The following is a 21,096-nucleotide window of genomic DNA, read 5'->3' as shown; positions in this document are numbered from 1 at the left end:
GCCACCTTCCCGTATTACCGGGAAGGACATCAGACTAGTCGAGACTGGTCTTAATGGTTCTCTTCGTGCGCCATCGACAGGTAGACGATGGTCAGCATCATGAAGATGAAGGCCTGCAGGGTGATGATCAGGATGTGGAACACAGCCCACGCCCACTGCAGAACCACGCCCAGGCCGCTAAGCCAGAGCAGACCGCTGCCGAACATCACAGCGATCAGGATGAACACCAGCTCGCCGGCATACATGTTGCCGAACAGTCGCAGGGCCAGGGAGATAGGCTTGGCGACCAGGGTCACGAATTCCAGCAGGAAGTTCACCGGGATCAGCAAGGCTTGAACGAAGATGTTCTTGCTGCCGAACGGGTGCAGGGTGAGTTCGCCGATGAAGCCGCCGATGCCCTTGACCTTGATGCTGTAGAAGATGATCAACGCAAACACCGACAGGGCCATGCCCAGGGTGGCGTTAGGGTCCGTGGTGGAAACCGCACGGAATGGAATGTGGTGGTCGCCGGAGATCAGGATGGCCAGCTGAGGAATCCAGTCGACCGGTACCAGGTCGACGGCGTTCATCAGGAACACCCAGACGAAGATGGTCAGTGCCAGCGGTGCGATCACCGGGCTACGGCCATGGAAGCTGTCTTTCACGCTGCCATCGACGAATTCGACCAGTACTTCAACGAAGTTCTGCAATGCACCTGGCTGACCGGAGGTCGCCTTCTTCGCCGCCATGCGGAAAATCAGGACAAAGATCAGACCCAGTGCGACCGACCAGCCCAGAGTATCCAGGTGGAAAGCCCAGAAGCCCATTTCCTTGGCTTCAGCTGCGGTATGGGCGAAGCCCCAGCCGCCGTTGGGAAGCTGACCGAAAGTCAGGTTCTGCAAGTGGTGCTGGATATAGCCCGAAGCGGTTGTTTCTGCCATGTGTGCCTCAAACGCCCTAAGGTTTCGAAAGTCTTGTTTTCATTAGCAGGGGAGCGAACCAGCTGACCAATTGGGTCAACACGAAGGCGCCGAATACAGCCAGCGGCGCCAATGGCTTCACACCTGCAAAGGTCAGTGCGAACAGCACTGCCGTCAAAATCAGTTTCCCTGCTTCACCGGCATAGAAAGACCGGACGATAGCCTGGGCTGCTCGGGCGCCGGAAAACCGAAAGGCCCTGTGAGCAAAATACATATTGGGCAGCAAGGCTATCAGGCCTCCGCAGAGTCCTGAATATCCGGCTACGACTCCATGCCAGTACCAAAGCGCCAATGCGGCGATCAGCAAAACGACAAATTGAGCCAATAAAACCGGAAAAACGGCCAAGCGATGGAACGGCAACGTGTTTGGCGTGCGGGTTTCCATCACTCTTGCTCCTCAATGGTCGGCTGCCGGAAATCAATAACTTGGCATAATTTGTGCCGACAAAATGCGCGCAGAGTATAGGGGCGGTTCAGCCCCTATTCAACTGTCGGGTAGTGTTTTCCGATCGCGCGCTACATAAGCAAATGTTTCAGCGGATGTGGGCAAGGACGCCCTGAAGCTCATCAAGGGAGTTATATCCGATGACCAGTTGCCCTTTGCCCTTCTTGCCATGGCGAATTTGCACCGTCGAGCCCAGCCGCTCGGCCAGGCGCTGCTCAAGGCGCGCGATATCCGGATCAGGTTTGGCCGCTTCGACCGGTGCAGGTTTGCCGCTGAGCCACTGGCGAACCAGCGCCTCGGTCTGACGAACGGTGAGGCCGCGTGCGACAACGTGTCGCGCCCCTTCAACCTGTTGATTTTCCGGCAATCCGAGCAAAGCACGAGCGTGACCCATTTCCAGGTCGCCATGGGACAACATGGTCTTGATGACTTCCGGCAACGCGATCAGGCGCAGCAAGTTGGAAACGGTGACGCGGGATTTACCCACCGCCTCAGCCACTTGTTGCTGGGTCAGCTGGAATTCCTGCTGCAAACGCTGCAAGGCAATCGCTTCTTCGATCGGGTTGAGATCTTCACGCTGGATGTTTTCGATCAACGCCATCGCGATGGCGGTTTCATCCGGCACATCGCGCACCATCGCCGGGATGGTTTCCTTGCCGGCCTGCTGGCTGGCACGCCAGCGACGTTCGCCCGCGATGATTTCAAAACGGCCACCACCAATGGGGCGTACCACGATGGGCTGCATCACCCCCTGTGTCTTGATCGAGTTGGCCAGTTCCTCCAGCGCCTGGGGGTCCATGTCCCGACGTGGCTGGTACTTACCGCGCTGGATCAGGTCCAGCGGCAGGTGTTGCAGCTCGCGCTCATCGGCCTGCACCGCTTGTTCTTCAAGCGATGTGACGGTCGGACCACTCAACAGTGCATCCAGTCCACGTCCGAGACCTCGTTTCTTGACGGCCATGGGGATTCCTTAAGTTGGCTGAGCTGCAGCGGTACGTGAGTTGCGGCGCTGACGGCGAACCATCTCGCCGGCCAATGCCAGGTAGGCAATGGCACCACGTGAGGATTTGTCATACGCCAGCGCGGGCATGCCATAGCTTGGCGCTTCGGCCAGACGGATGTTGCGCGGGATCACGGTGTCGTACAACTGATCGCCGAAGTGTTCCTTGAGCTGCGCCGACACGTCGTTCATCAGGCTCAGGCGTGGGTCGAACATCGTCCGCAGCAGACCTTCGATCTGCAGGTTCGGGTTCAACAACTCGGCGATACGCTTGATGTTATCCACAAGGTCGCTCAACCCTTCCAGTGCGTAATACTCGCACTGCATGGGGATAATCACCCCGTCGGCGGCCACCAGCGCGTTCAACGTCAACATCGACAGCGACGGCGGGCAGTCGATCAAAATGTAGTCGTAGTTTTCGCGAATCGGCGCCAGTGCGCTGCGCAGACGGCTTTCTTTCATCTGCATTTCCAGCAGCACCACTTCCGCCGCGGTCAAATCGCGGTTGGCCGGCAGCAGTTGATAACCGCCGTGCTCGGAAAAGTGCATGGCCTGGGTCAGGTCGCACTCACCGATCAGCAAGTCGTAGACCGAGTTTTCCAGGCCATGTTTATCCACACCGCTACCCATGGTGGCGTTGCCCTGTGGATCAAGATCGATCAACAGCACCCGACGCTTGGTAGCGACCAGGGATGCTGCGAGGTTGATGCAGGTGGTGGTTTTGCCCACGCCACCTTTCTGGTTCGCTATCGCGAATACCTTAGCCATTCTTGCTTGTGTTCCCAATCATGCCGTGCGGCGCAGTATCAGCAGATGGCGTTGGCCTTGGCAACCAGGTACGGCCAAGGCGTGTTCGCTATCGAGGTGGAAGTCTGCCGGCAATGCTAACAGCTCGTCGCTTGGATGAACGCCCTTCATTGCCAGCCAGCGCGTATCGCGGTCGCCCAGGTGGCGGGTCCAGTTGCTGAAGTTCTCCATGCTGCTGAACGCCCGGGAGACGATACCGTTGAATGGCTGTTCAGGTGTGAAGGCTTCGACACGGCTGTGGATAACTTGCAGGTTATCCAATTTGAGTTCGAGTTTGACCTGGGTCAGGAAGCGGGTTTTCTTGCCATTGCTGTCCAGGCACGTCACTTGCGACTCTGGAAACAGGATGGCCAGCGGAATACCGGGCATGCCACCGCCGCTGCCGACGTCGAGCCAGCGACCGTTTTCGATAAACGGCATCACGCTCAAGCTGTCGAGCAGGTGGCGGGAGACCATTTCATCGGGATCACGCACAGCGGTCAGGTTGTAAGCCTTGTTCCATTTGATCAACAGGGCCAGGTAGCCCAGCAGCAACTCATGCTGGGCGGCGGTCAGGTCGACGCCCAACTGGCGTGCACCTGTGGATAACTCTTCGGCGTGTTGTACGGTGACCAACGAACTCAAGCGCTTTGCTCCAACTGACGGCCCGCGCCGCGTTTTTTCAAATGAATCATCAACAGCGAAATCGCTGCCGGAGTGACACCGGGAATACGTGAAGCCTGGCCCAGGGTCTCCGGACGCGTTATCCCCAGCTTGCTTTGAATTTCTTTCGACAGACCGGAAATCCCGGTGTAGTCGATATCCACAGGCAGCTTGGTGTCTTCACTGGCGCGCAAGCGGGCGATCTCATCCTGCTGGCGGTCAATATACCCGGCGTATTTGGTCTTGATTTCGACCTGCTCGGCCACTTGTGGATCTTCTGCACCTTGTCCGGTCACTTCGACCAAGCCAGCGTAGTCGATTTCCGGCCGGGACAGCAGGTTCAGCAAGTTGTACTCGTGGGTCAGCGGCGTGCCGAATTTTTCTGCAATCGCATCGCCTTGCTCGGTGCCTGGGCGGACCCAGGTGCTTTTCAAACGCTGCTCTTCCAGCGCGATGCTCTCGCGTTTTTTGCAGAATGCCGCCCAACGCACGTCATCGACCAAGCCCAGCTCGCGACCTTTCTCGGTCAGGCGCAGGTCGGCGTTGTCTTCGCGCAGGATCAGGCGATATTCCGCCCGGGAAGTGAACATCCGGTAGGGCTCCTGAGTACCCAGGGTAATCAGGTCATCCACCAATACGCCGATGTACGCTTCATCGCGACGCGGGCACCAGCTGTCTTTGCCTTGTGCACGCAGTGCTGCGTTGGTCCCGGCCAGCAAACCCTGGGCGCCGGCTTCTTCGTAGCCGGTGGTGCCGTTGATTTGCCCGGCGAAGAACAAGCCGCCGATGACTTTGGTTTCCAGGCTGTACTTCAAGTCACGCGGGTCGAAGTAGTCGTACTCGATGGCGTAGCCCGGCCGCACGATGTGGGCGTTTTCCATGCCGCGAATCGACTGCACGATCTGGATTTGCACGTCGAACGGCAACGAAGTGGAAATCCCGTTCGGGTACAGCTCGTGAGTGGTCAAACCTTCCGGTTCGATAAAGACCTGGTGGCTTTCCTTGTCGGCAAAGCGGTGGATCTTGTCTTCAATCGATGGGCAATAACGCGGGCCGATGCCTTCGATCACGCCGGAATACATCGGTGAACGGTCGAGGTTCGCGGCAATGATTTCGTGGGTACGCGCATTGGTGTGGGTAATCCAGCAACTGACCTGTTTCGGGTGCAGCTCTTTGGACCCCATGAACGACATCACTGGGATTGGCGTATCACCGGCTTGTTCGGTCATCACCGAAAAATCTACAGAACGCCCGTCGATACGTGGCGGGGTTCCGGTTTTCAGGCGGCCGACACGCAGCGGCAATTCACGCAGGCGTTTTGCCAGGGCGATCGAGGGTGGGTCACCCGCACGACCACCGGAATAGTTTTGCATTCCGATGTGGATAAGTCCGCCGAGGAAGGTACCGGTGGTCAACACCACGGATTCTGCGAAAAAACGCAGGCCCATTTGAGTGACAACACCGCGTACCTGGTCCTGTTCAACGATCAGGTCATCTGCTGCCTGTTGAAATATCCACAGGTTCGGCTGGTTTTCCAGGGTTTCACGCACCGCCGCCTTGTACAGGATGCGGTCAGCTTGTGCCCGCGTAGCACGCACGGCCGGGCCTTTGCGGCTGTTGAGCACGCGAAATTGAATGCCGCCTTTATCAGTAGCCATAGCCATCACGCCGCCAAGGGCGTCGATTTCTTTGACCAGATGGCTTTTACCGATCCCACCAATGGCGGGGTTGCAACTCATGGCACCGAGGGTTTCCACGTTATGCGTCAACAACAGGGTTTTTACACCCATGCGTGCTGACGCCAGTGCTGCCTCGGTACCGGCATGACCGCCGCCGATGACGATCACTTCAAAACGGGAAGGGAAATCCACCACGCACCTCGTGCCTGCTTATGTAGGTAATTAGGAATTGATTGGTTGAGCTGGTTTTAGAGCTTTGGCGGCAAGTATAGGGACTTAGCCCTTCCTAAAGAACCCTTTGCACAAAATTTAACCAGCTGTGGATGAGTCACGAGCAAAAGAAATTAAAAAGAAAGAAATTTATAAGATCTTTGTTTTTATGTTTATTTCTACTGAGCTACCTTTCTGTGGATAAAGCTCTGTATCCCTTTATTTATGGTGTGTACAGAGATTCAAAAGGTTGTGGTCATGTGCCAATGAGCCCCTTGGATAACTGCTTTAAGCCTGTGGATTAAATGCGTTGTTATCCACAGAGGGGGTTTTACTCAGGTTTCAGGTCTTGTTATCAACCGGGCACAAGGGCGGTTATTCACAGGGCTTAACTCACAGAAAAGTACCGATATGCTCAAGTTTCGAGCACGGCAGAGCTCCCCCGGATCCTTCGATGCAGGGAGTAACGCTTCAGATAGCGGGCTATTGTGAGAAGTCAACGGCGCAGTTAATAATAGCGATTATCATTAACCTGTGTTGTCGTGCCTAATGCCCCTTCCTCCACACACGGTTTCAGTCCAGCACATCTATGAGCAGCACCATTCCTGGTTGCAGGGTTGGCTCAAGGCTAGATTGCATAACGCCTGCGATGCAGCCGACGTCGCACACGATACGTTCGTGCGTATTCTGGGCGGCCGGAACGCCGCGCAAATCCTGGAACCCAGGGATTATCTGGCGACTATTGCCAGGGGTTTGGTGATTGATCGATATCGCCGGCATGCCGTTGAACAGGCCTATCGGCAGACCATGGCCGAGCGCCAGGAAGCCACCGCGATCAGCGAGGAGGATCGGGCAATCATCATTGAAACGTTGGTGGCTGTGGATAAAGCCCTGTCGGGGCTGGGTGAACGGGCTCGACGGATTTTCATGCTTTCACAGATCGAAGGCCTGACTTATCAACAGATTGCCGATCAATTGCAGGTGTCGCTGACCACCGTTAAAAAACACATGATCCGTGCCCTGACTGAATGCACTCTGATCATGGCAGGCCTGTAATGGTCGCCCCCGATCGCAAGACCTTCAAAGCCGCGGCTATCTGGTATGTGCAATTTCAATCCCAACCGCCCACCGCCGCCGAGCGCCAGGCCTGGCAGCAATGGCTTGACCACGATCCCTCCCACCAGCTCGCCTGGAGTCAGATGGAGCAGTTGCAACGCAGCCTTGGCACCCTGCCGCAGGATTTTACTCGGCGTGCGTTATCCACAACGCACCAAAGGCGGCAGGTGCTCAAGTGGATGCTGGCACTGGGCGGCACGGGTTATCTGGGTTGGAACGTCCAGCAACACACGTCGATGGGGAATGTCTGGGCCGATTACCGCACACGGGTGGGCGAACACCGCCGCGTCGAACTGGCCGATGGCACTCGGATAGACCTGAATACCCGCACAGCCATCGATGTGGTGTTTGATGGGCGCCAGCGTTTGATCCGCCTGCGCGAAGGTGAAGTACTTATCCATACTGGCAAGTCAGGCGGGCAAACACCGTTCTATGTAGAAACCCGCCAGGGACGCGTACAGGCATTAGGTACCCGGTTCACGGTACGCCAGTTGCCGGACTCCACCCGGGTCGGAGTCCTGGAAGACCGCGTGAGTTTGTCGCCCGGGGATAAACCGGATCAGGCTCGCTTGCTCGTAGCCGGGGAAAGCGCGGACTTCAATCGACAGGCCGTGGAGGCCAACCAGCCCTATAAGGGAACCCAGGCTGCCTGGGTCGATGGGCAAGTCATCGTACTGGATACCCGGCTTGGCGATCTGCTCGAAGATTTGGCGCGCTATCGACCCGGCGTTCTGCAGTGCGATCAGGCCTCGGCACGACTGCGGGTTTCCGGGACTTTTCGACTGGACTCCACCGATGCCGTGCTGTCCAACCTGCAAGCGACCTTGCCGATTCAGGTGAAATACTTCACACGCTATTGGGTTTCGGTAAAGCGCGTCGCTTGATCAAAAAAATAATCCACAAGAGGGTTATCTTTTTTTGACCTGGCACGGCCCTAAGGATAATCACGACGCTACCTTCAGGGCTTATCCGCTAATGCGCCTTCCTACTACGCTTCGCCAACGACTCTCCTGCCATGGCATGACCTATGGTCTGCTGCTCACCACCGTCACTGCAGCCACCATGCTATCCAGTGGTGCCATGGCTGCCAGTTCGGTTCAACACTACGCCATTGCTGCCGGCTCCCTGGACACTGCTCTGAGCCAGTTTGCCGCGAGGGCGAATGTGATTCTGTCCTTCTCGCCTCAGCAAACTGCGGGCCTTACGACGTCAGGCCTTGAGGGCGACTATTCGGTGGAGCAGGGTTTTGCGCTATTGCTGCAGAATTCTCAGTTGCAAGCGGCAGCCCAGGGTCCGGGAAGCTATGTACTGCAAGCGGCGCCCTCCGGCCAACTCACCCTCGCCCCGACTACGGTGAGCACTTATCAACAGAATGGGTTCAATCAGGACATCGCCCGGGACGTGGGTTACAAGGCGCAAAACAGCCGTATCGGCACCAAGACCAGTACACCCCTGTCGGAAACCCCGCGTTCCGTCTCGGTGGTCACGGGCCAGCGCATCAAAGACCAGAAGTCACAGACGCTGACTGAAGTGCTGGGCTACGTCCCGGGTATCTTCGCGCCGCCCTTTGCGGCCGGCGATAGCTTGGCCGGTGACCTGTTCTTCATTCGCGGTTTCAACGCCACAGATTATGGCTACGGCTTGCTGCGAGACGGCCTGCGTGTACAGGGCAATCGGTACGACACTACCAGCGAGCCGTATGGCCTGGAGCGGGTTGAAGTTTTCCGCGGGCCTTCTTCACTGCTCTACGGCGAAAACGCGCCCGGTGGGTTGGTCAATCTGGTCAGCAAACACCCGACCGCCACTCCGCAAGGCGAAGTGCAACTGGGCTATGGCTCCAACAATCGGCGCCAATTGGGTGTGGATATCTCCGGGCCACTCAATGGCAGCGACAATATCCTCGGCCGCGTTGTGTTGCTCGGCCGCAAATCCGACACCCAGACCGACCACGTGCCAGATGATCGCCTCTACCTGGCGCCGTCCCTGACCCTGAACTTCGATGACTACAACACCCTGACGCTGTTGGCTAACTATCAGAAGGACCACACCAACCTGGAACTCGGCCTGCCCGCCGCCGGCACGTTACTGAAAAATCCCAACGGCAAGCTCTCCAAGCACACCATGCTCGGCGATCCGGACTGGAACACCTTTGAACGCGAAGCCTGGAGTACCGGTTACGAATTCAGCCACAGCTTCAATGACGATTGGCAGTTCCGTCAGAATTCGCGCTACATGCAGTCACGCATCAATCGCCATGAGACCTGGCCTGGTGCCTTGAATAACGGTGGTTTCGGCACACAATTGAACATGACCGCCTACGATCGCTACAACAAGTCGATGGTCTATTCCCTGGATAACCAGCTCGAAGGCAAATTCCAGGTGGGCGGGCTGGAAAATACCGTGCTGTTCGGTGCCAGCTACGACCGCACCTCCTTCAATCAGGACTGGGACGCGGGGTTTGCCGGCACCATCAATGTGTACAACCCGGTGTACCTGCGCGATCCGCTCACCCCAATCGCAGTGCAGAACACTTTGCTCGAACAGCGGATGAAAGGGGTTTATGCACAGCTCCAAAGCAAGTACGACCATTGGCTGTTACTGCTCGGTGGCAGACAGGACTGGGTCGACAGCGATTTCCGCGACAAGGTGAACAAGGCCAGTAATACCAGCTCCGAAGACCGTAAGTTCACCTATCAGGGTGGCGTGATGTATCAGTTCGACAACGGTCTTACGCCGTATGTCAGCTATTCCACCGCGTTCGTACCGGTGCAGCAGATCTCCAACGCGGGCTCCCCGCTGAAACCGATCACCAGCAGCCAATATGAAGCGGGTGTGAAGTACGAGCCGATCGGCTGGGATACCGCGATGACCCTGTCGGTGTATGACCTGCGCAAACAGGACGACACTTACCTGGATGCCACCACCAATAGCTACCGCCAGGTGGGTGAAAGCCGGGCCAAGGGCGTGGAGGTAGAGGTCAACAGCAATATCACGCCCAATCTGAATGTGACGGCGGCTTACACTTATACCGACGCACGGATCACCAAGGATTCGGCAACATCGCTGGTTGAAGGTCATCAGATGACCGGCGTCCCACGTAACCAGGCGTCAGTGTGGGGAAAATATCGCTTCCTCGATGGCCAACTCAAGGGCCTGTCCCTGGGCGGCGGCGTGCGTTATTTCGACAGCACTTTTTCCTACACAGCACCTACGCTGTACGGGAAACTGGACGCGGGAAGTGTGACGTTGGTAGATGCGTCCGTTGGCTATCAGATCGATAAGAACTGGTCGGTGGATCTGAATGCCAAGAACCTGTTCGACAAGGAATATGTGTCTGGTTGCAACGATGCAGGGCGTTGCTACTGGGGCGACAGCCGTACCTTGCTGGGTACGGTGTCCTACAACTGGTGACGGTGTGGATAACTCGGTTATTTGCCGATACAGAAGCTGGAGAAGATTCGCCCGAGTAAATCATCGGAGCTGAACGCGCCGGTGATTTCGCCCAACAGCTGCTGCGCCTGGCGCAAGTCCTCGGCCAGCAGCTCGCCCGCACCCGCCAAAGTCAGCTGAGCTCGGCCGTGTTCCAACGCTGAGCTGGCATGGCGCAGTGCCTCCAAGTGCCTGCGGCGCGCACTGAAGCTGCTTTCCGAGGTCTGTTCGTAGCCCATGCAGGCCTTGAGGTGCTCGCGCAGCAGTTCCAGGCCATCCCCTGCCGACTTGGCGCTCAGGCTGAGCGTGACGTGGCCATCCTCGCTGGTTTCCATGGTAATCGCTTCGCCGGTCAAGTCGGCCTTGTTGCGGATCAAGGTGACTTTGCTCGGGTCGGGCCGTTGCTCAAGGAATTCCGGCCAGAGCGCAAAAGGATCTACAGCCTCCGGTGCCGTGGCATCGACGACCAGCAGTACCCGGTCCGCTTCACCGATAGCCTTGAGCGCCCGTTCCACGCCGATTTTTTCGACCTGATCGTCGGTATCACGCAACCCCGCCGTGTCGACCACATGCAGGGGCATGCCATCGATGTGGATATGTTCGCGCAAGATATCCCGCGTGGTGCCGGCGATCTCCGTGACGATAGCCGCTTCTCTACCTGCCAAGGCGTTGAGCAAGCTGGATTTGCCGGCATTGGGGCGGCCAGCGATCACAACGGTCATGCCATCGCGCAGCAAGGCCCCCTGCCCGGCTTCACGCAGCACTGTGGATAATTCATCACGAACCTTATCCAGCATCGCCAAGACATGGCCATCGGCGAGGAAGTCGATTTCTTCCTCCGGAAAATCAATTGCCGCCTCGACATAAATGCGCAAGCTGATCAGTTGCTCGGTCAAGTTATGCACACGCAGGGAAAAGGCACCCTGCAACGAGCGCAGAGCATTGCGCGCGGCCTGTGCAGAACTGGCCTCGATCAGGTCGGCAATTGCTTCAGCCTGGGCCAGGTCAAGCTTGTCGTTGAGGAATGCCCGCTCACTGAACTCGCCTGGGCGTGCCAACCGGCAGCCCAGTTGCAGGCAGCGCTGCAGCAACATATCAAGGACCACCGGGCCACCGTGGCCCTGCAGTTCCAGCACGTCTTCACCTGTGAAGGAATTGGGGCCCGGAAAATACAGGGCCAAACCTTCGTCCAGCACGGCTTCATCGGCATCCAGAAACGGACCGTAATGAGCAAAACGCGGCTTCAGCTCTCGACCACTGATTGCCCGCGCCGCCACACCCGCAAGCGGCCCGGAAATTCGAACGATGCCGACACCACCGCGACCTTGAGCGGTAGCGACAGCAGCGATGGTTTCACGAGGAGCGCTCATCATCAGGTTCCAGAACAAAAGTGACGGAAAGCAAAACGCCCCACTAGGGGGCGTCTTGAGTGGTTATCCACAGAGTAAGTTACGCCGCGGCTTTTTTGGTAGCCGCTTCGATCTTACGAGTGATGTACCACTGTTGGGAGATCGACAACACGTTGTTGACTACCCAGTACAGAACCAGACCAGCTGGGAACCACAGGAAGAAGAAGGTGAAGATGATTGGCATCATTTTCATTACCTTGGCCTGCATCGGGTCCGGTGGAGCCGGGTTCAGACGCTGCTGGATGAACATGGTCGCGCCCATGATGATCGGCAGGATAAAGAACGGGTCTTTGATCGACAGGTCAGTTATCCACAGCATGAACGGAGCCTGGCGCATTTCCACGCTTTCCAGGAGAACCCAGTACAGCGACAGGAACACCGGCATCTGTACCAGAATCGGCAAGCATCCACCCAACGGGTTGATCTTCTCTTTCTTGTACAGCTCCATCATGGCCTGCGACATTTTCTGCCGGTCATCACCATGCTGTTCTTTCAACGCGGCCAGTTTCGGCGCCACGGCACGCATGCGCGCCATCGACTTGTAGCTGGCGGCCGACAGAGGGAAGAAAAGCCCTTTGATCAGCATGGTCAGGAAGATGATCGACCAGCCCCAGTTACCGACGATGCTGTGGATATGTTGCAGCAGCCAGAAGATCGGCTGGGCAATGAACCACAGGAAGCCGTAATCCACAGTCAGTTCCAGACCTGGGGACAACTCTTTCAACACTGCCTGGCTTTTTGGGCCGGCATACAGAGTAGCGCTGGTTTCAGCCTTGGCACCTGGCGCGACGGTCAACGACGGGCCAGTGAAACCGATGATGTAGTTGCCTTGGCTGTCTTTGCGGGTTTGAACCAGGTTGGCTTCACCCTTGTTCGGGATCCATGCGGTCACGAAGTAGTGTTGCAACCACGCAACCCAACCGCCTTGGACGGTTTCTTTCAGAGCGCCCTTGTCGATATCTTTCATCGACACTTTTTTGTACGGCTCGCTACTTGTCCACAGGGCGGCGCCCAGGTAAGTCGCGGTGCCGGTGGCGGTGCTGGAAGAAGGATCGGCGCTGTTGTCACGCTTGAGCTGGGCAAACAGGTTGCCGTTCCAGGGTTTGTCGCTTTCGTTGTCGATCAGGTAAGTGACCTTCAAGTCGTACAAACCGCGGGTGAAGCTGAAACGCTTGATGTAATTGACGCCGTCGAGGCTGAACTTCAGGTCGACGTTCAACTGGTTCTGGCCATCAGCCAGTTGATAATTCTTTTGTTCGGTCGAATAAACCGGACGACCGGTAGCACGTGCATCCGGGCCGTTGGGGCCAGTCAGGCCACTTTGTGCCAGATAAATACGCTCGCCACCGTTATCGAACAGTTGGAACGGAACATCCGGGTGGTCTTGACGACGTGGATACAGCGGCAGTTTCAACTGCGCGATGTCACCGCCTTGTGGATCGATAGCCAGGTCGAGCACATCCGTTTTTACGTGGATGAGGTCTTTATTGGTGACCACCGGCGTTTCTACAGGGGTGCTGGTATCGGCATTCGCGCTGGGTACATCGGCACTGGCGGAAGCATTGTTACCCAGCGGGGTGTCCGGAATAGCCGGCGCAGCCTGATTGGTAGCAACATTCTGAGTCGGCAGGGCAGCTTGACCATAGTCCTGGTTCCACTTAAGAACCATAACGTAGGACACGATTGCCAGGGCGACGATCAGGATCGTGCGTTTAATATCCATGATTACTCGGCCATCGAAGAAGAACGGGAGGTAGGGATAGGCGGAACCGGGTCATAACCACCGGGATTCCACGGATGACAGCGACCTAAACGACGAAAGGTCAGCCAGCCACCGCGCAGAAGACCATGATTTTCTATGGCCTCTAACGCGTAGCAGGAACAACTGGGGTAGAAACGACAGTGGTTGGCCATCAGAGGACTAATGGCATAGCGATAAAACTGGATCGGAACGAGGGCCAGTTTACGCATCAAGGCTGTCTACCCCTACAGTTTCGGTGCTGACTGCTGGTGCTGGCTTGTGGGTACGCGCCAAACGTTTCCAGAGCTTGCCGAAATGCTGAATCAATTCGGGGTTTTCTACGTCCCCCAAGCCTTTACGCGCGACGATAACAATATCCCAACCAACCAGAGTGTCCTGGTGGAGGCGAAACGATTCGCGCATCAGACGCTTGAGGCGATTGCGCTCAACGGAGAGCTTTACGCTCTTCTTGCCGATCACCAACCCGAGACGGGGGTGATCCAGATCGTTGTTACGCGCAAGGAGCAGGAGATTTTTCCCCGGAACCTTGCCGGTGGGGGAGTCAAAGACTGCCTTGAAATGCCGGGGAGTTAGCAGACGCTTTTCCCGACTGAAGTCCTGACTCACCACCAGTGCCGGATTATCAAACTGCCAGACGCGCGCGACCTTTGGCGCGACGACGCGACAGGACGGCACGACCGTTCTTGGTGGCCATGCGGGCACGGAAGCCGTGGGTACGGGCGCGTTTGATGGTGCTGGGTTGGAAAGTACGTTTCATGGCGTTGTTACCTGGTTCGTCCACAACGGGCCGGAATGGCCCCCGTTTTAAGAGACCGGCGATTCTAGAGAAAGCAAGCCTCTAGGTCAATTTCCAACCAGCTTTTCCTTTAATTAGATCTCTATAAAGGCAAAGCGCCCTTTTCTGCCTTCTCGCTTTCATGTCGAGTGTCATAGATATAAAAATAGAGAAGGAAGTTATTTAAAGCTTTTCTGTAAAGCTTATAAAAGCTAGGCAGCCCTTCATCTGTGGATAACTACCTTTAGGCCTTATTTCACGGGCTGTACAGAGAATGACAACACGGGGGAGAAACGGTGCTCTGCCTGTGCTGCGCTATCGGATAAGCTGTGGGTGGAACAGCTAGTTATCCACAGGCCAGTTACCCACAGACTTTCACCCCCACTTTTGCAACGAGCTCAGGCAGGTTTATCCACAGAGCTTATGCACAGACCATTGGTCGCCTTTTTTGCGGTTAACGCATTGATTTTGGGTGCCCTGTGGGCAACCTACATGTGGATAAGTGAGCGGCCGACCGCTACAATGGCGGCTGTTTTTGCCTCACCGGCTTTCAACTTAGGGGATATCCGTGTCAGTGGAACTTTGGCAGCAGTGCGTGGAGCTATTGCGCGATGAGCTGCCTGCCCAGCAATTCAACACCTGGATCCGTCCGCTACAGGTCGAAGCCGAAGGCGACGAGTTGCGTGTCTACGCGCCGAATCGTTTTGTTCTCGACTGGGTCAATGAGAAGTACCTGAGCCGCGTTCTCGAATTGCTCGACGAACATGGCAACGGCCTTGCACCTGCGCTTTCCTTATTAATAGGCAGCAAACGCAGCTCGGCACCGCGCGCGGCGCCGAACGCACCGTTGGCCGCTGCCGCGTCGCAGGCCCAGGTTGCACCGGTTGTTGCTACGCCAAGCCCGACGCCGGCGCCGGCCAAATCGTCCGCGCAAAAAGATGTTTCGGAAAATGAAGAGCCGTCTCGCGACAGCTTCGACCCAATGGCCGGTGCGAGTTCGCAGCAGGCCCCGGTCCGCGCCGAACAGCGCACCGTGCAGGTCGAAGGTGCGCTCAAGCACACCAGTTACCTGAACCGTACCTTTACCTTTGAGAATTTCGTCGAAGGTAAATCCAACCAACTGGCTCGTGCAGCGGCCTGGCAGGTCGCCGATAACCCCAAGCATGGTTACAACCCACTCTTCCTTTATGGTGGCGTTGGTTTGGGTAAGACTCACTTGATGCACGCTGTGGGTAACCACCTATTAAAGAAGAACCCGAACGCCAAGGTCGTGTACCTGCATTCGGAGCGTTTCGTGGCTGACATGGTCAAGGCCCTGCAGCTCAATGCAATCAACGAGTTCAAGCGTTTCTACCGTTCGGTGGATGCCTTGCTGATCGATGACATTCAATTCTTCGCGCGCAAAGAACGTTCTCAGGAAGAGTTTTTCCATACCTTCAATGCCCTGCTCGAAGGCGGCCAGCAGGTCATCTTGACCAGTGACCGTTATCCGAAGGAAATCGAGGGCCTCGAAGAACGCCTGAAGTCCCGCTTCGGCTGGGGCCTGACCGTTGCGGTCGAGCCGCCGGAGCTGGAAACCCGGGTAGCGATCCTGATGAAAAAGGCCGACCAGGCCAAGGTCGAACTGCCGCACGATGCTGCATTCTTCATTGCACAGCGCATCCGCTCCAACGTGCGTGAGCTGGAAGGTGCGCTCAAGCGGGTTATCGCACACTCGCATTTCATGGGGCGCGATATCACCATCGAGCTGATTCGCGAATCCCTCAAAGACTTGTTGGCACTGCAAGACAAGCTGGTGAGTGTGGATAACATCCAGCGCACTGTTGCCGAGTACTACAAGATCAAGATTTCCGACCTGCTGTCCAAGCGCCGCTCGCGCTCGGTGGCTCGTCCCCGTCAGGTTGCCATGGCCCTCTCCAAGGAGCTGACCAACCACAGCCTGCCGGAAATCGGTGATGTATTTGGCGGTCGTGACCACACCACGGTCTTGCACGCGTGCCGCAAAATCAACGAACTTAAGGAATCCGACGCGGATATTCGCGAGGACTACAAGAACCTGCTGCGTACACTGACAACGTGATGACACCAGCGCAGCTTATTAAGGCAAGGGACTAGACCATGCATTTCACCATTCAACGCGAAGCCCTGTTGAAACCCCTGCAACTGGTCGCGGGCGTCGTCGAGCGCCGACAGACCTTGCCGGTGCTTTCCAACGTATTGCTGGTAGTCGAAGGCCAGCAATTGTCCCTGACCGGTACCGACCTTGAAGTCGAGCTGGTCGGTCGTGTGCAGTTGGAAGAGCCCGCCGAGCCTGGCGAGATCACGGTGCCGGCGCGCAAGCTGATGGATATCTGCAAGAGCCTGCCGAACGACGCCCTGATCGACATCAAGGTGGATGAGGGCAAGTTGGTCGTCAAGGCCGGCCGCAGCCGCTTCACCCTGTCTACTTTGCCGGCCAATGATTTCCCGACTGTAGAAGAGGGTCCTGGCTCGCTGACGTGCAGCCTGGAACAGAGCAAGCTGCGTCGGTTGATCGAGCGTACCAGCTTCGCCATGGCGCAGCAGGACGTGCGTTACTACCTCAACGGCATGTTGTTGGAAGTGTCGGAAGGCATCATCCGTGCTGTCGCCACGGACGGGCACCGCTTGGCAATGTGCTCGATGAAGGCCGACATCGGCCAGCCGGATCGTCACCAGGTGATCGTCCCGCGTAAAGGTATCCTTGAACTGGCACGCCTGCTGACTGAGCCCGATGGTAACGTCAGCATTGTCCTGGGTCAGCACCACATTCGCGCAACCACCGGCGAGTTCACCTTCACTTCCAAGCTGGTTGACGGCAAATTCCCGGATTACGAGCGCGTACTGCCCAAAGGTGGTGACAAGCTGGTACTCGGCGATCGTCAGGCGTTGCGTGAAGCCTTCAGCCGTACTGCGATCCTGTCCAACGAAAAGTACCGTGGTATCCGTCTGCAACTGGCTAACGGTCAGCTGAAGATCCAGGCCAACAACCCGGAGCAGGAAGAAGCGGAAGAAGAAGTGGGCGTCGACTACAACGGCGGCTCGCTGGAGATCGGCTTCAACGTGAGCTACCTGCTGGACGTATTGGGTGTAATGACTACCGAACAGGTTCGCCTGATTCTGTCGGACTCCAACAGCAGCGCCCTGGTGCAAGAATCCGATAACGACGACTCGGCTTACGTTGTCATGCCGATGCGTCTGTAATTATGCTCAGCAGAAGCTAGATGTCCCTCAGTCGCGTCTCGGTCACCGCGGTGCGCAATCTGCACCCGGTGACCTTCTCCCCTTCCCCCCGCATCAACATCCTCCACGGCGCCAATGGCAGTGGCAAAACCAGCGTGCTGGAAGCCATTCATTTGCTGGGGCTCGCCCGTTCGTTTCGCAGTGCTCGGCTGTTACCCGTCATCCAGTACGAACAGTTGGCGTGCACGGTATTTGGTCAGGTTGAGCTGGCTGAAGGTGGACATAGCAGTCTGGGGATATCTCGGGATCGCAGTGGGGAGTTTCAAATTCGCATTGATGGGCAAAACGCTCGTAGTGCGGCGCAACTTGCAGAAATTCTGCCGTTGCAGTTGATCAACCCTGATAGCTTTCGCTTGCTGGAAGGCGCACCCAAAATACGCAGGCAATTCCTCGATTGGGGTGTGTTCCACGTGGAACCACGATTCATGGCCACTTGGCAGCGCCTGCAGAAGGCCCTGCGGCAGCGGAACTCGTGGCTGCGGCATGGTACACTTGACGCCGCTTCACAAGCGGCCTGGGACCGGGAACTGTGCCTGGCCAGCGACGAAATAGATGAATACCGCCGTGCTTATATCAAAGCCTTGAAACCAGTCTTTGAGCAGACCTTAAGAGAACTGTTGGATCTCGAAGGGCTGACGCTGAGCTACTACCGTGGCTGGGACAAAGAGCGTGAACTGAGTGCAGTGCTCGCCACGTCCCTGCAACGGGATCAGCAAATTGGCCATACACAGGCTGGCCCGCAACGTGCTGATTTGCGTCTCAGATTGGGCGCACACAACGCTGCGGATATCTTGTCGCGCGGCCAGCAGAAGTTGGTGGTGTGTGCTTTACGTATCGCCCAGGGTCACTTGGTTAGCCAGGCCCGGCGCGGTCAGTGTATTTATCTGGTGGATGACCTGCCGTCTGAACTCGATGAGCAGCACCGCCGTTCGCTATGCCGCTTGTTGGAAGACTTACGCTGCCAGGTGTTCATCACCTGTGTAGACCATGAATTATTGAGGGAAGGCTGGCAGACGGAAACGCCAGTCGCTTTGTTCCACGTGGAACAGGGCCGTATCACCCAGACCCACGACCATCGGGAGTGAAGGCATGAGCGAAGAAAACACGTACGACTCGACCAGCATCAAAGTGCTGAAAGGTTTGGATGCCGTACGCAAACGTCCCGGTATGTACATCGGCGACACCGATGATGGTAGCGGTCTGCACCACATGGTGTTCGAGGTGGTCGACAACTCCATCGACGAAGCGCTGGCCGGTCACTGCGACGACATCAGCATCATCATCCACCCGGATGAATCCATCACTGTGCGCGACAATGGTCGCGGCATTCCGGTTGATGTGCATAAAGAAGAGGGCGTTTCGGCGGCCGAGGTCATCATGACCGTGCTCCACGCTGGCGGTAAGTTCGACGATAACTCCTATAAAGTGTCTGGCGGCTTGCACGGCGTAGGTGTTTCGGTAGTAAACGCCCTCTCGGAAGAGCTGGTGTTGACCGTTCGCCGCAGCGGCAAAATCTGGGAGCAAACCTACGTGCATGGCGTGCCTCAGGCACCCATGGCGATCGTGGGTGACAGTGAAACCACCGGTACCCAGATTCACTTCAAGGCTTCCAGCGAGACGTTCAAGAATATCCACTTCAGCTGGGATATCCTCGCCAAGCGTATTCGTGAGCTGTCCTTCCTTAACTCCGGTGTGGGTATCGTCCTCAAGGACGAGCGCAGCGGCAAGGAAGAACTGTTCAAGTACGAAGGTGGCCTGCGTGCGTTCGTTGAATACCTGAACACCAACAAGACTGCGGTCAACCAGGTGTTCCACTTCAATATCCAGCGTGAAGACGGCATCGGCGTGGAAATCGCCCTGCAGTGGAACGACAGCTTCAACGAGAACCTGTTGTGCTTCACCAACAACATTCCACAGCGCGATGGCGGTACTCACCTGGTGGGTTTCCGTTCCGCACTGACGCGTAACCTGAACACCTATATCGAAGCCGAGGGCCTGGCGAAGAAGCACAAAGTCGCCACCACCGGTGACGATGCGCGTGAAGGCTTGACCGCGATCATCTCGGTAAAAGTACCGGACCCCAAGTTCAGCTCCCAGACCAAAGACAAGCTGGTGTCTTCCGAAGTGAAGACCGCAGTGGAACAGGAGATGGGCAAGTACTTCTCCGACTTCCTGCTGGAAAACCCGAACGAAGCCAAGCTGGTAGTCGGCAAGATGATCGACGCCGCACGTGCCCGTGAAGCAGCACGTAAAGCCCGTGAGATGACCCGCCGCAAAGGCGCGCTGGATATTGCCGGCTTGCCAGGCAAGCTCGCGGACTGCCAGGAGAAGGACCCTGCCCTCTCCGAACTGTACCTGGTGGAAGGTGACTCTGCTGGCGGCTCCGCCAAGCAGGGTCGTAACCGTCGTACCCAGGCCATCCTGCCGCTGAAGGGCAAGATCCTCAACGTCGAGAAAGCCCGTTTCGACAAGATGATTTCCTCCCAGGAAGTCGGCACCTTGATCACGGCACTGGGCTGCGGCATCGGTCGTGACGAGTACAACATCGACAAGCTGCGCTACCACAACATCATCATCATGACCGATGCTGACGTCGACGGTTCGCACATCCGTACCCTGCTGCTGACCTTCTTCTTCCGTCAGTTGCCGGAGCTGATCGAGCGTGGCTACATCTACATCGCCCAGCCGCCGTTGTACAAAGTGAAAAAGGGCAAGCAAGAGCAATACATCAAAGACGACGACGCCATGGAAGAGTACATGACGCAGTCGGCCCTGGAAGATGCAAGCCTGCACTTGAACGACGAGGCGCCGGGTATCTCCGGTGAGGCACTGGAGCGTCTGGTTAACGACTTCCGCATGGTGATGAAGACCCTCAAGCGTCTGTCGCGCCTGTACCCTCAGGAACTGACCGAGCACTTCATCTACCTGCCGGCGGTCAGCCTGGAGCAGTTGGGTGATCACGCGGCCATGCAGGAATGGTTGGCTCAATACGAAGTGCGCTTGCGTACCGTCGAGAAATCCGGCCTGGTCTACAAAGCCAGCCTGCGTGAAGATCGTGAACGTGGCGTGTGGTTGCCCGAGGTCGAACTGATCTCCCACGGCCTATCCAACTACGTCACCTTCAACCGCGACTTCTTCGGCAGCAATGACTACAAGACCGTGGTTACCCTCGGCGCTCAACTGAGCACTCTGTTGGACGAAGGCGCTTACATCCAGCGTGGCGAACGCAAGAAGCCCGTCAAGGAATTCAAGGAAGCCCTCGACTGGCTGATGGCTGAAAGCACCAAGCGTCATACCATCCAGCGATACAAAGGTCTGGGTGAGATGAACCCGGATCAGCTGTGGGAAACCACCATGGACCCAAGCCAGCGTCGCATGCTGCGCGTGACCATCGAAGACGCCATTGGCGCAGACCAGATCTTCAACACCCTCATGGGTGATGCGGTCGAGCCTCGCCGTGACTTCATCGAGAGCAATGCCTTGGCGGTGTCCAACTTGGACTTCTGATCAAGCCTACGCGCTAAAGCAAAAGGCCAACGCTATGCGTTGGCCTTTTTTATTGCTGCGGGGATGTATTTTTAAAATGCTCCACGTGGAACATA

General features: G+C 56.9%; 18 protein-coding genes. 7 read left to right on the top strand and 11 right to left on the bottom strand.

Annotation, left to right across the window (positions count from 1 at the left end; all coding sequences use genetic code 11):
• Positions 1-50: 50 nt before the first annotated feature.
• From atpB to mnmG, 6 genes are all read right to left on the bottom strand, one after another.
• Positions 51-920 (bottom strand): F0F1 ATP synthase subunit A, encoded by an 870-nt coding sequence (gene atpB, locus MJP36_RS02260; RefSeq protein ID WP_024078254.1) that lies wholly within the window; start codon positions 918-920, stop codon positions 51-53.
• A gap of 16 nt (positions 921-936) precedes the next feature.
• Positions 937-1,344, bottom strand: a complete 408-nt coding sequence (locus tag MJP36_RS02255) for a F0F1 ATP synthase subunit I (protein ID WP_090367811.1) — start codon at positions 1,342-1,344, stop codon at positions 937-939.
• 148 nt (positions 1,345-1,492) lie between these two features.
• Complete coding sequence (locus tag MJP36_RS02250; RefSeq protein ID WP_244384770.1) at positions 1,493-2,365, bottom strand: ParB/RepB/Spo0J family partition protein; 873 nt, start codon at positions 2,363-2,365, stop codon at positions 1,493-1,495.
• Positions 2,366-2,374: 9 nt separating this feature from the next.
• Positions 2,375-3,172 carry a ParA family protein gene (locus tag MJP36_RS02245; RefSeq protein ID WP_060756572.1) on the bottom strand — a complete coding sequence of 266 codons (798 nt, stop codon included), beginning with the start codon at positions 3,170-3,172 and terminating at the stop codon, positions 2,375-2,377.
• A gap of 18 nt (positions 3,173-3,190) precedes the next feature.
• Positions 3,191-3,835, bottom strand: coding sequence for a 16S rRNA (guanine(527)-N(7))-methyltransferase RsmG (gene rsmG, locus MJP36_RS02240; RefSeq protein ID WP_060756571.1), 645 nt, complete (start codon positions 3,833-3,835; stop codon positions 3,191-3,193).
• A complete protein-coding gene (gene mnmG / locus MJP36_RS02235; RefSeq protein ID WP_060756570.1) occupies positions 3,832-5,724 on the bottom strand; it encodes a tRNA uridine-5-carboxymethylaminomethyl(34) synthesis enzyme MnmG in 1,893 nt (630 codons plus the stop codon). Before mnmG ends, rsmG begins: the two co-directional genes overlap by 4 nt.
• A 567-nt stretch (positions 5,725-6,291) precedes the next feature.
• Between mnmG and MJP36_RS02230 the strand changes: the two genes are divergently transcribed.
• From MJP36_RS02230 to MJP36_RS02220, 3 genes are all read left to right on the top strand, one after another.
• Positions 6,292-6,798, top strand: a complete 507-nt coding sequence (locus tag MJP36_RS02230; RefSeq protein WP_205344273.1) for a sigma-70 family RNA polymerase sigma factor — start codon at positions 6,292-6,294, stop codon at positions 6,796-6,798.
• On the top strand, positions 6,798-7,742 hold the full coding sequence (locus tag MJP36_RS02225) for a FecR domain-containing protein (RefSeq protein ID WP_244384769.1): 945 nt from the start codon (positions 6,798-6,800) through the stop codon (positions 7,740-7,742). The genes MJP36_RS02230 and MJP36_RS02225 overlap by 1 nt, the downstream gene beginning before the upstream one ends.
• A 91-nt stretch (positions 7,743-7,833) precedes the next feature.
• A complete protein-coding gene (locus MJP36_RS02220; RefSeq protein ID WP_244384768.1) occupies positions 7,834-10,269 on the top strand; it encodes a TonB-dependent siderophore receptor in 2,436 nt (811 codons plus the stop codon).
• 17 nt (positions 10,270-10,286) lie between these two features.
• Here MJP36_RS02220 and mnmE read toward each other — a convergent pair whose 3' ends face one another.
• The 5 genes from mnmE to rpmH all read right to left on the bottom strand — a co-directional run bounded on the left by mnmE (position 10,287) and on the right by rpmH (position 14,215).
• A complete protein-coding gene (mnmE, locus tag MJP36_RS02215) occupies positions 10,287-11,657 on the bottom strand; it encodes a tRNA uridine-5-carboxymethylaminomethyl(34) synthesis GTPase MnmE (RefSeq protein WP_060756566.1) in 1,371 nt (456 codons plus the stop codon).
• 79 nt (positions 11,658-11,736) lie between these two features.
• Complete coding sequence (yidC, locus tag MJP36_RS02210) at positions 11,737-13,419, bottom strand: membrane protein insertase YidC (protein ID WP_060756565.1); 1,683 nt, start codon at positions 13,417-13,419, stop codon at positions 11,737-11,739.
• Between the two features lie 2 nt (positions 13,420-13,421).
• Positions 13,422-13,667, bottom strand: coding sequence for a membrane protein insertion efficiency factor YidD (gene yidD / locus MJP36_RS02205; protein WP_003213574.1), 246 nt, complete (start codon positions 13,665-13,667; stop codon positions 13,422-13,424).
• Entirely contained in the window at positions 13,660-14,067 is a 408-nt protein-coding gene (gene rnpA, locus MJP36_RS02200) for a ribonuclease P protein component (RefSeq protein ID WP_020302575.1), read from the bottom strand. The genes yidD and rnpA overlap by 8 nt, the downstream gene beginning before the upstream one ends.
• A gap of 13 nt (positions 14,068-14,080) precedes the next feature.
• Positions 14,081-14,215 (bottom strand): 50S ribosomal protein L34, encoded by a 135-nt coding sequence (gene rpmH / locus MJP36_RS02195; RefSeq protein WP_003213577.1) that lies wholly within the window; start codon positions 14,213-14,215, stop codon positions 14,081-14,083.
• A gap of 586 nt (positions 14,216-14,801) precedes the next feature.
• On the opposite strand from rpmH, the gene dnaA reads away from it, so the two are divergent.
• Genes dnaA through gyrB form a run of 4 tightly spaced genes read left to right on the top strand, consistent with a single transcriptional unit; the run spans position 14,802 to position 21,001 of the window.
• The gene (gene dnaA / locus MJP36_RS02190) at positions 14,802-16,313 is read left to right on the top strand and encodes a chromosomal replication initiator protein DnaA (RefSeq protein WP_060756563.1); all 1,512 of its coding nucleotides are present in this window, start codon (positions 14,802-14,804) and stop codon (positions 16,311-16,313) included.
• 38 nt (positions 16,314-16,351) lie between these two features.
• On the top strand, positions 16,352-17,455 hold the full coding sequence (gene dnaN / locus MJP36_RS02185) for a DNA polymerase III subunit beta (RefSeq protein ID WP_060756562.1): 1,104 nt from the start codon (positions 16,352-16,354) through the stop codon (positions 17,453-17,455).
• Between the two features lie 20 nt (positions 17,456-17,475).
• Positions 17,476-18,579, top strand: a complete 1,104-nt coding sequence (recF, locus tag MJP36_RS02180) for a DNA replication/repair protein RecF (RefSeq protein ID WP_060756561.1) — start codon at positions 17,476-17,478, stop codon at positions 18,577-18,579.
• 4 nt (positions 18,580-18,583) lie between these two features.
• Positions 18,584-21,001, top strand: a complete 2,418-nt coding sequence (gyrB, locus tag MJP36_RS02175; protein ID WP_060756560.1) for a DNA topoisomerase (ATP-hydrolyzing) subunit B — start codon at positions 18,584-18,586, stop codon at positions 20,999-21,001.
• Positions 21,002-21,096 lie beyond the last annotated feature (95 nt).

It is taken from the genome of Pseudomonas palleroniana (assembly GCF_022836895.1).
In the GTDB taxonomy this organism is placed as follows: Bacteria; Pseudomonadota; Gammaproteobacteria; order Pseudomonadales; family Pseudomonadaceae; genus Aquipseudomonas; species Aquipseudomonas palleroniana.
This window is presented reverse-complemented; position numbering and strand designations above follow the sequence as displayed.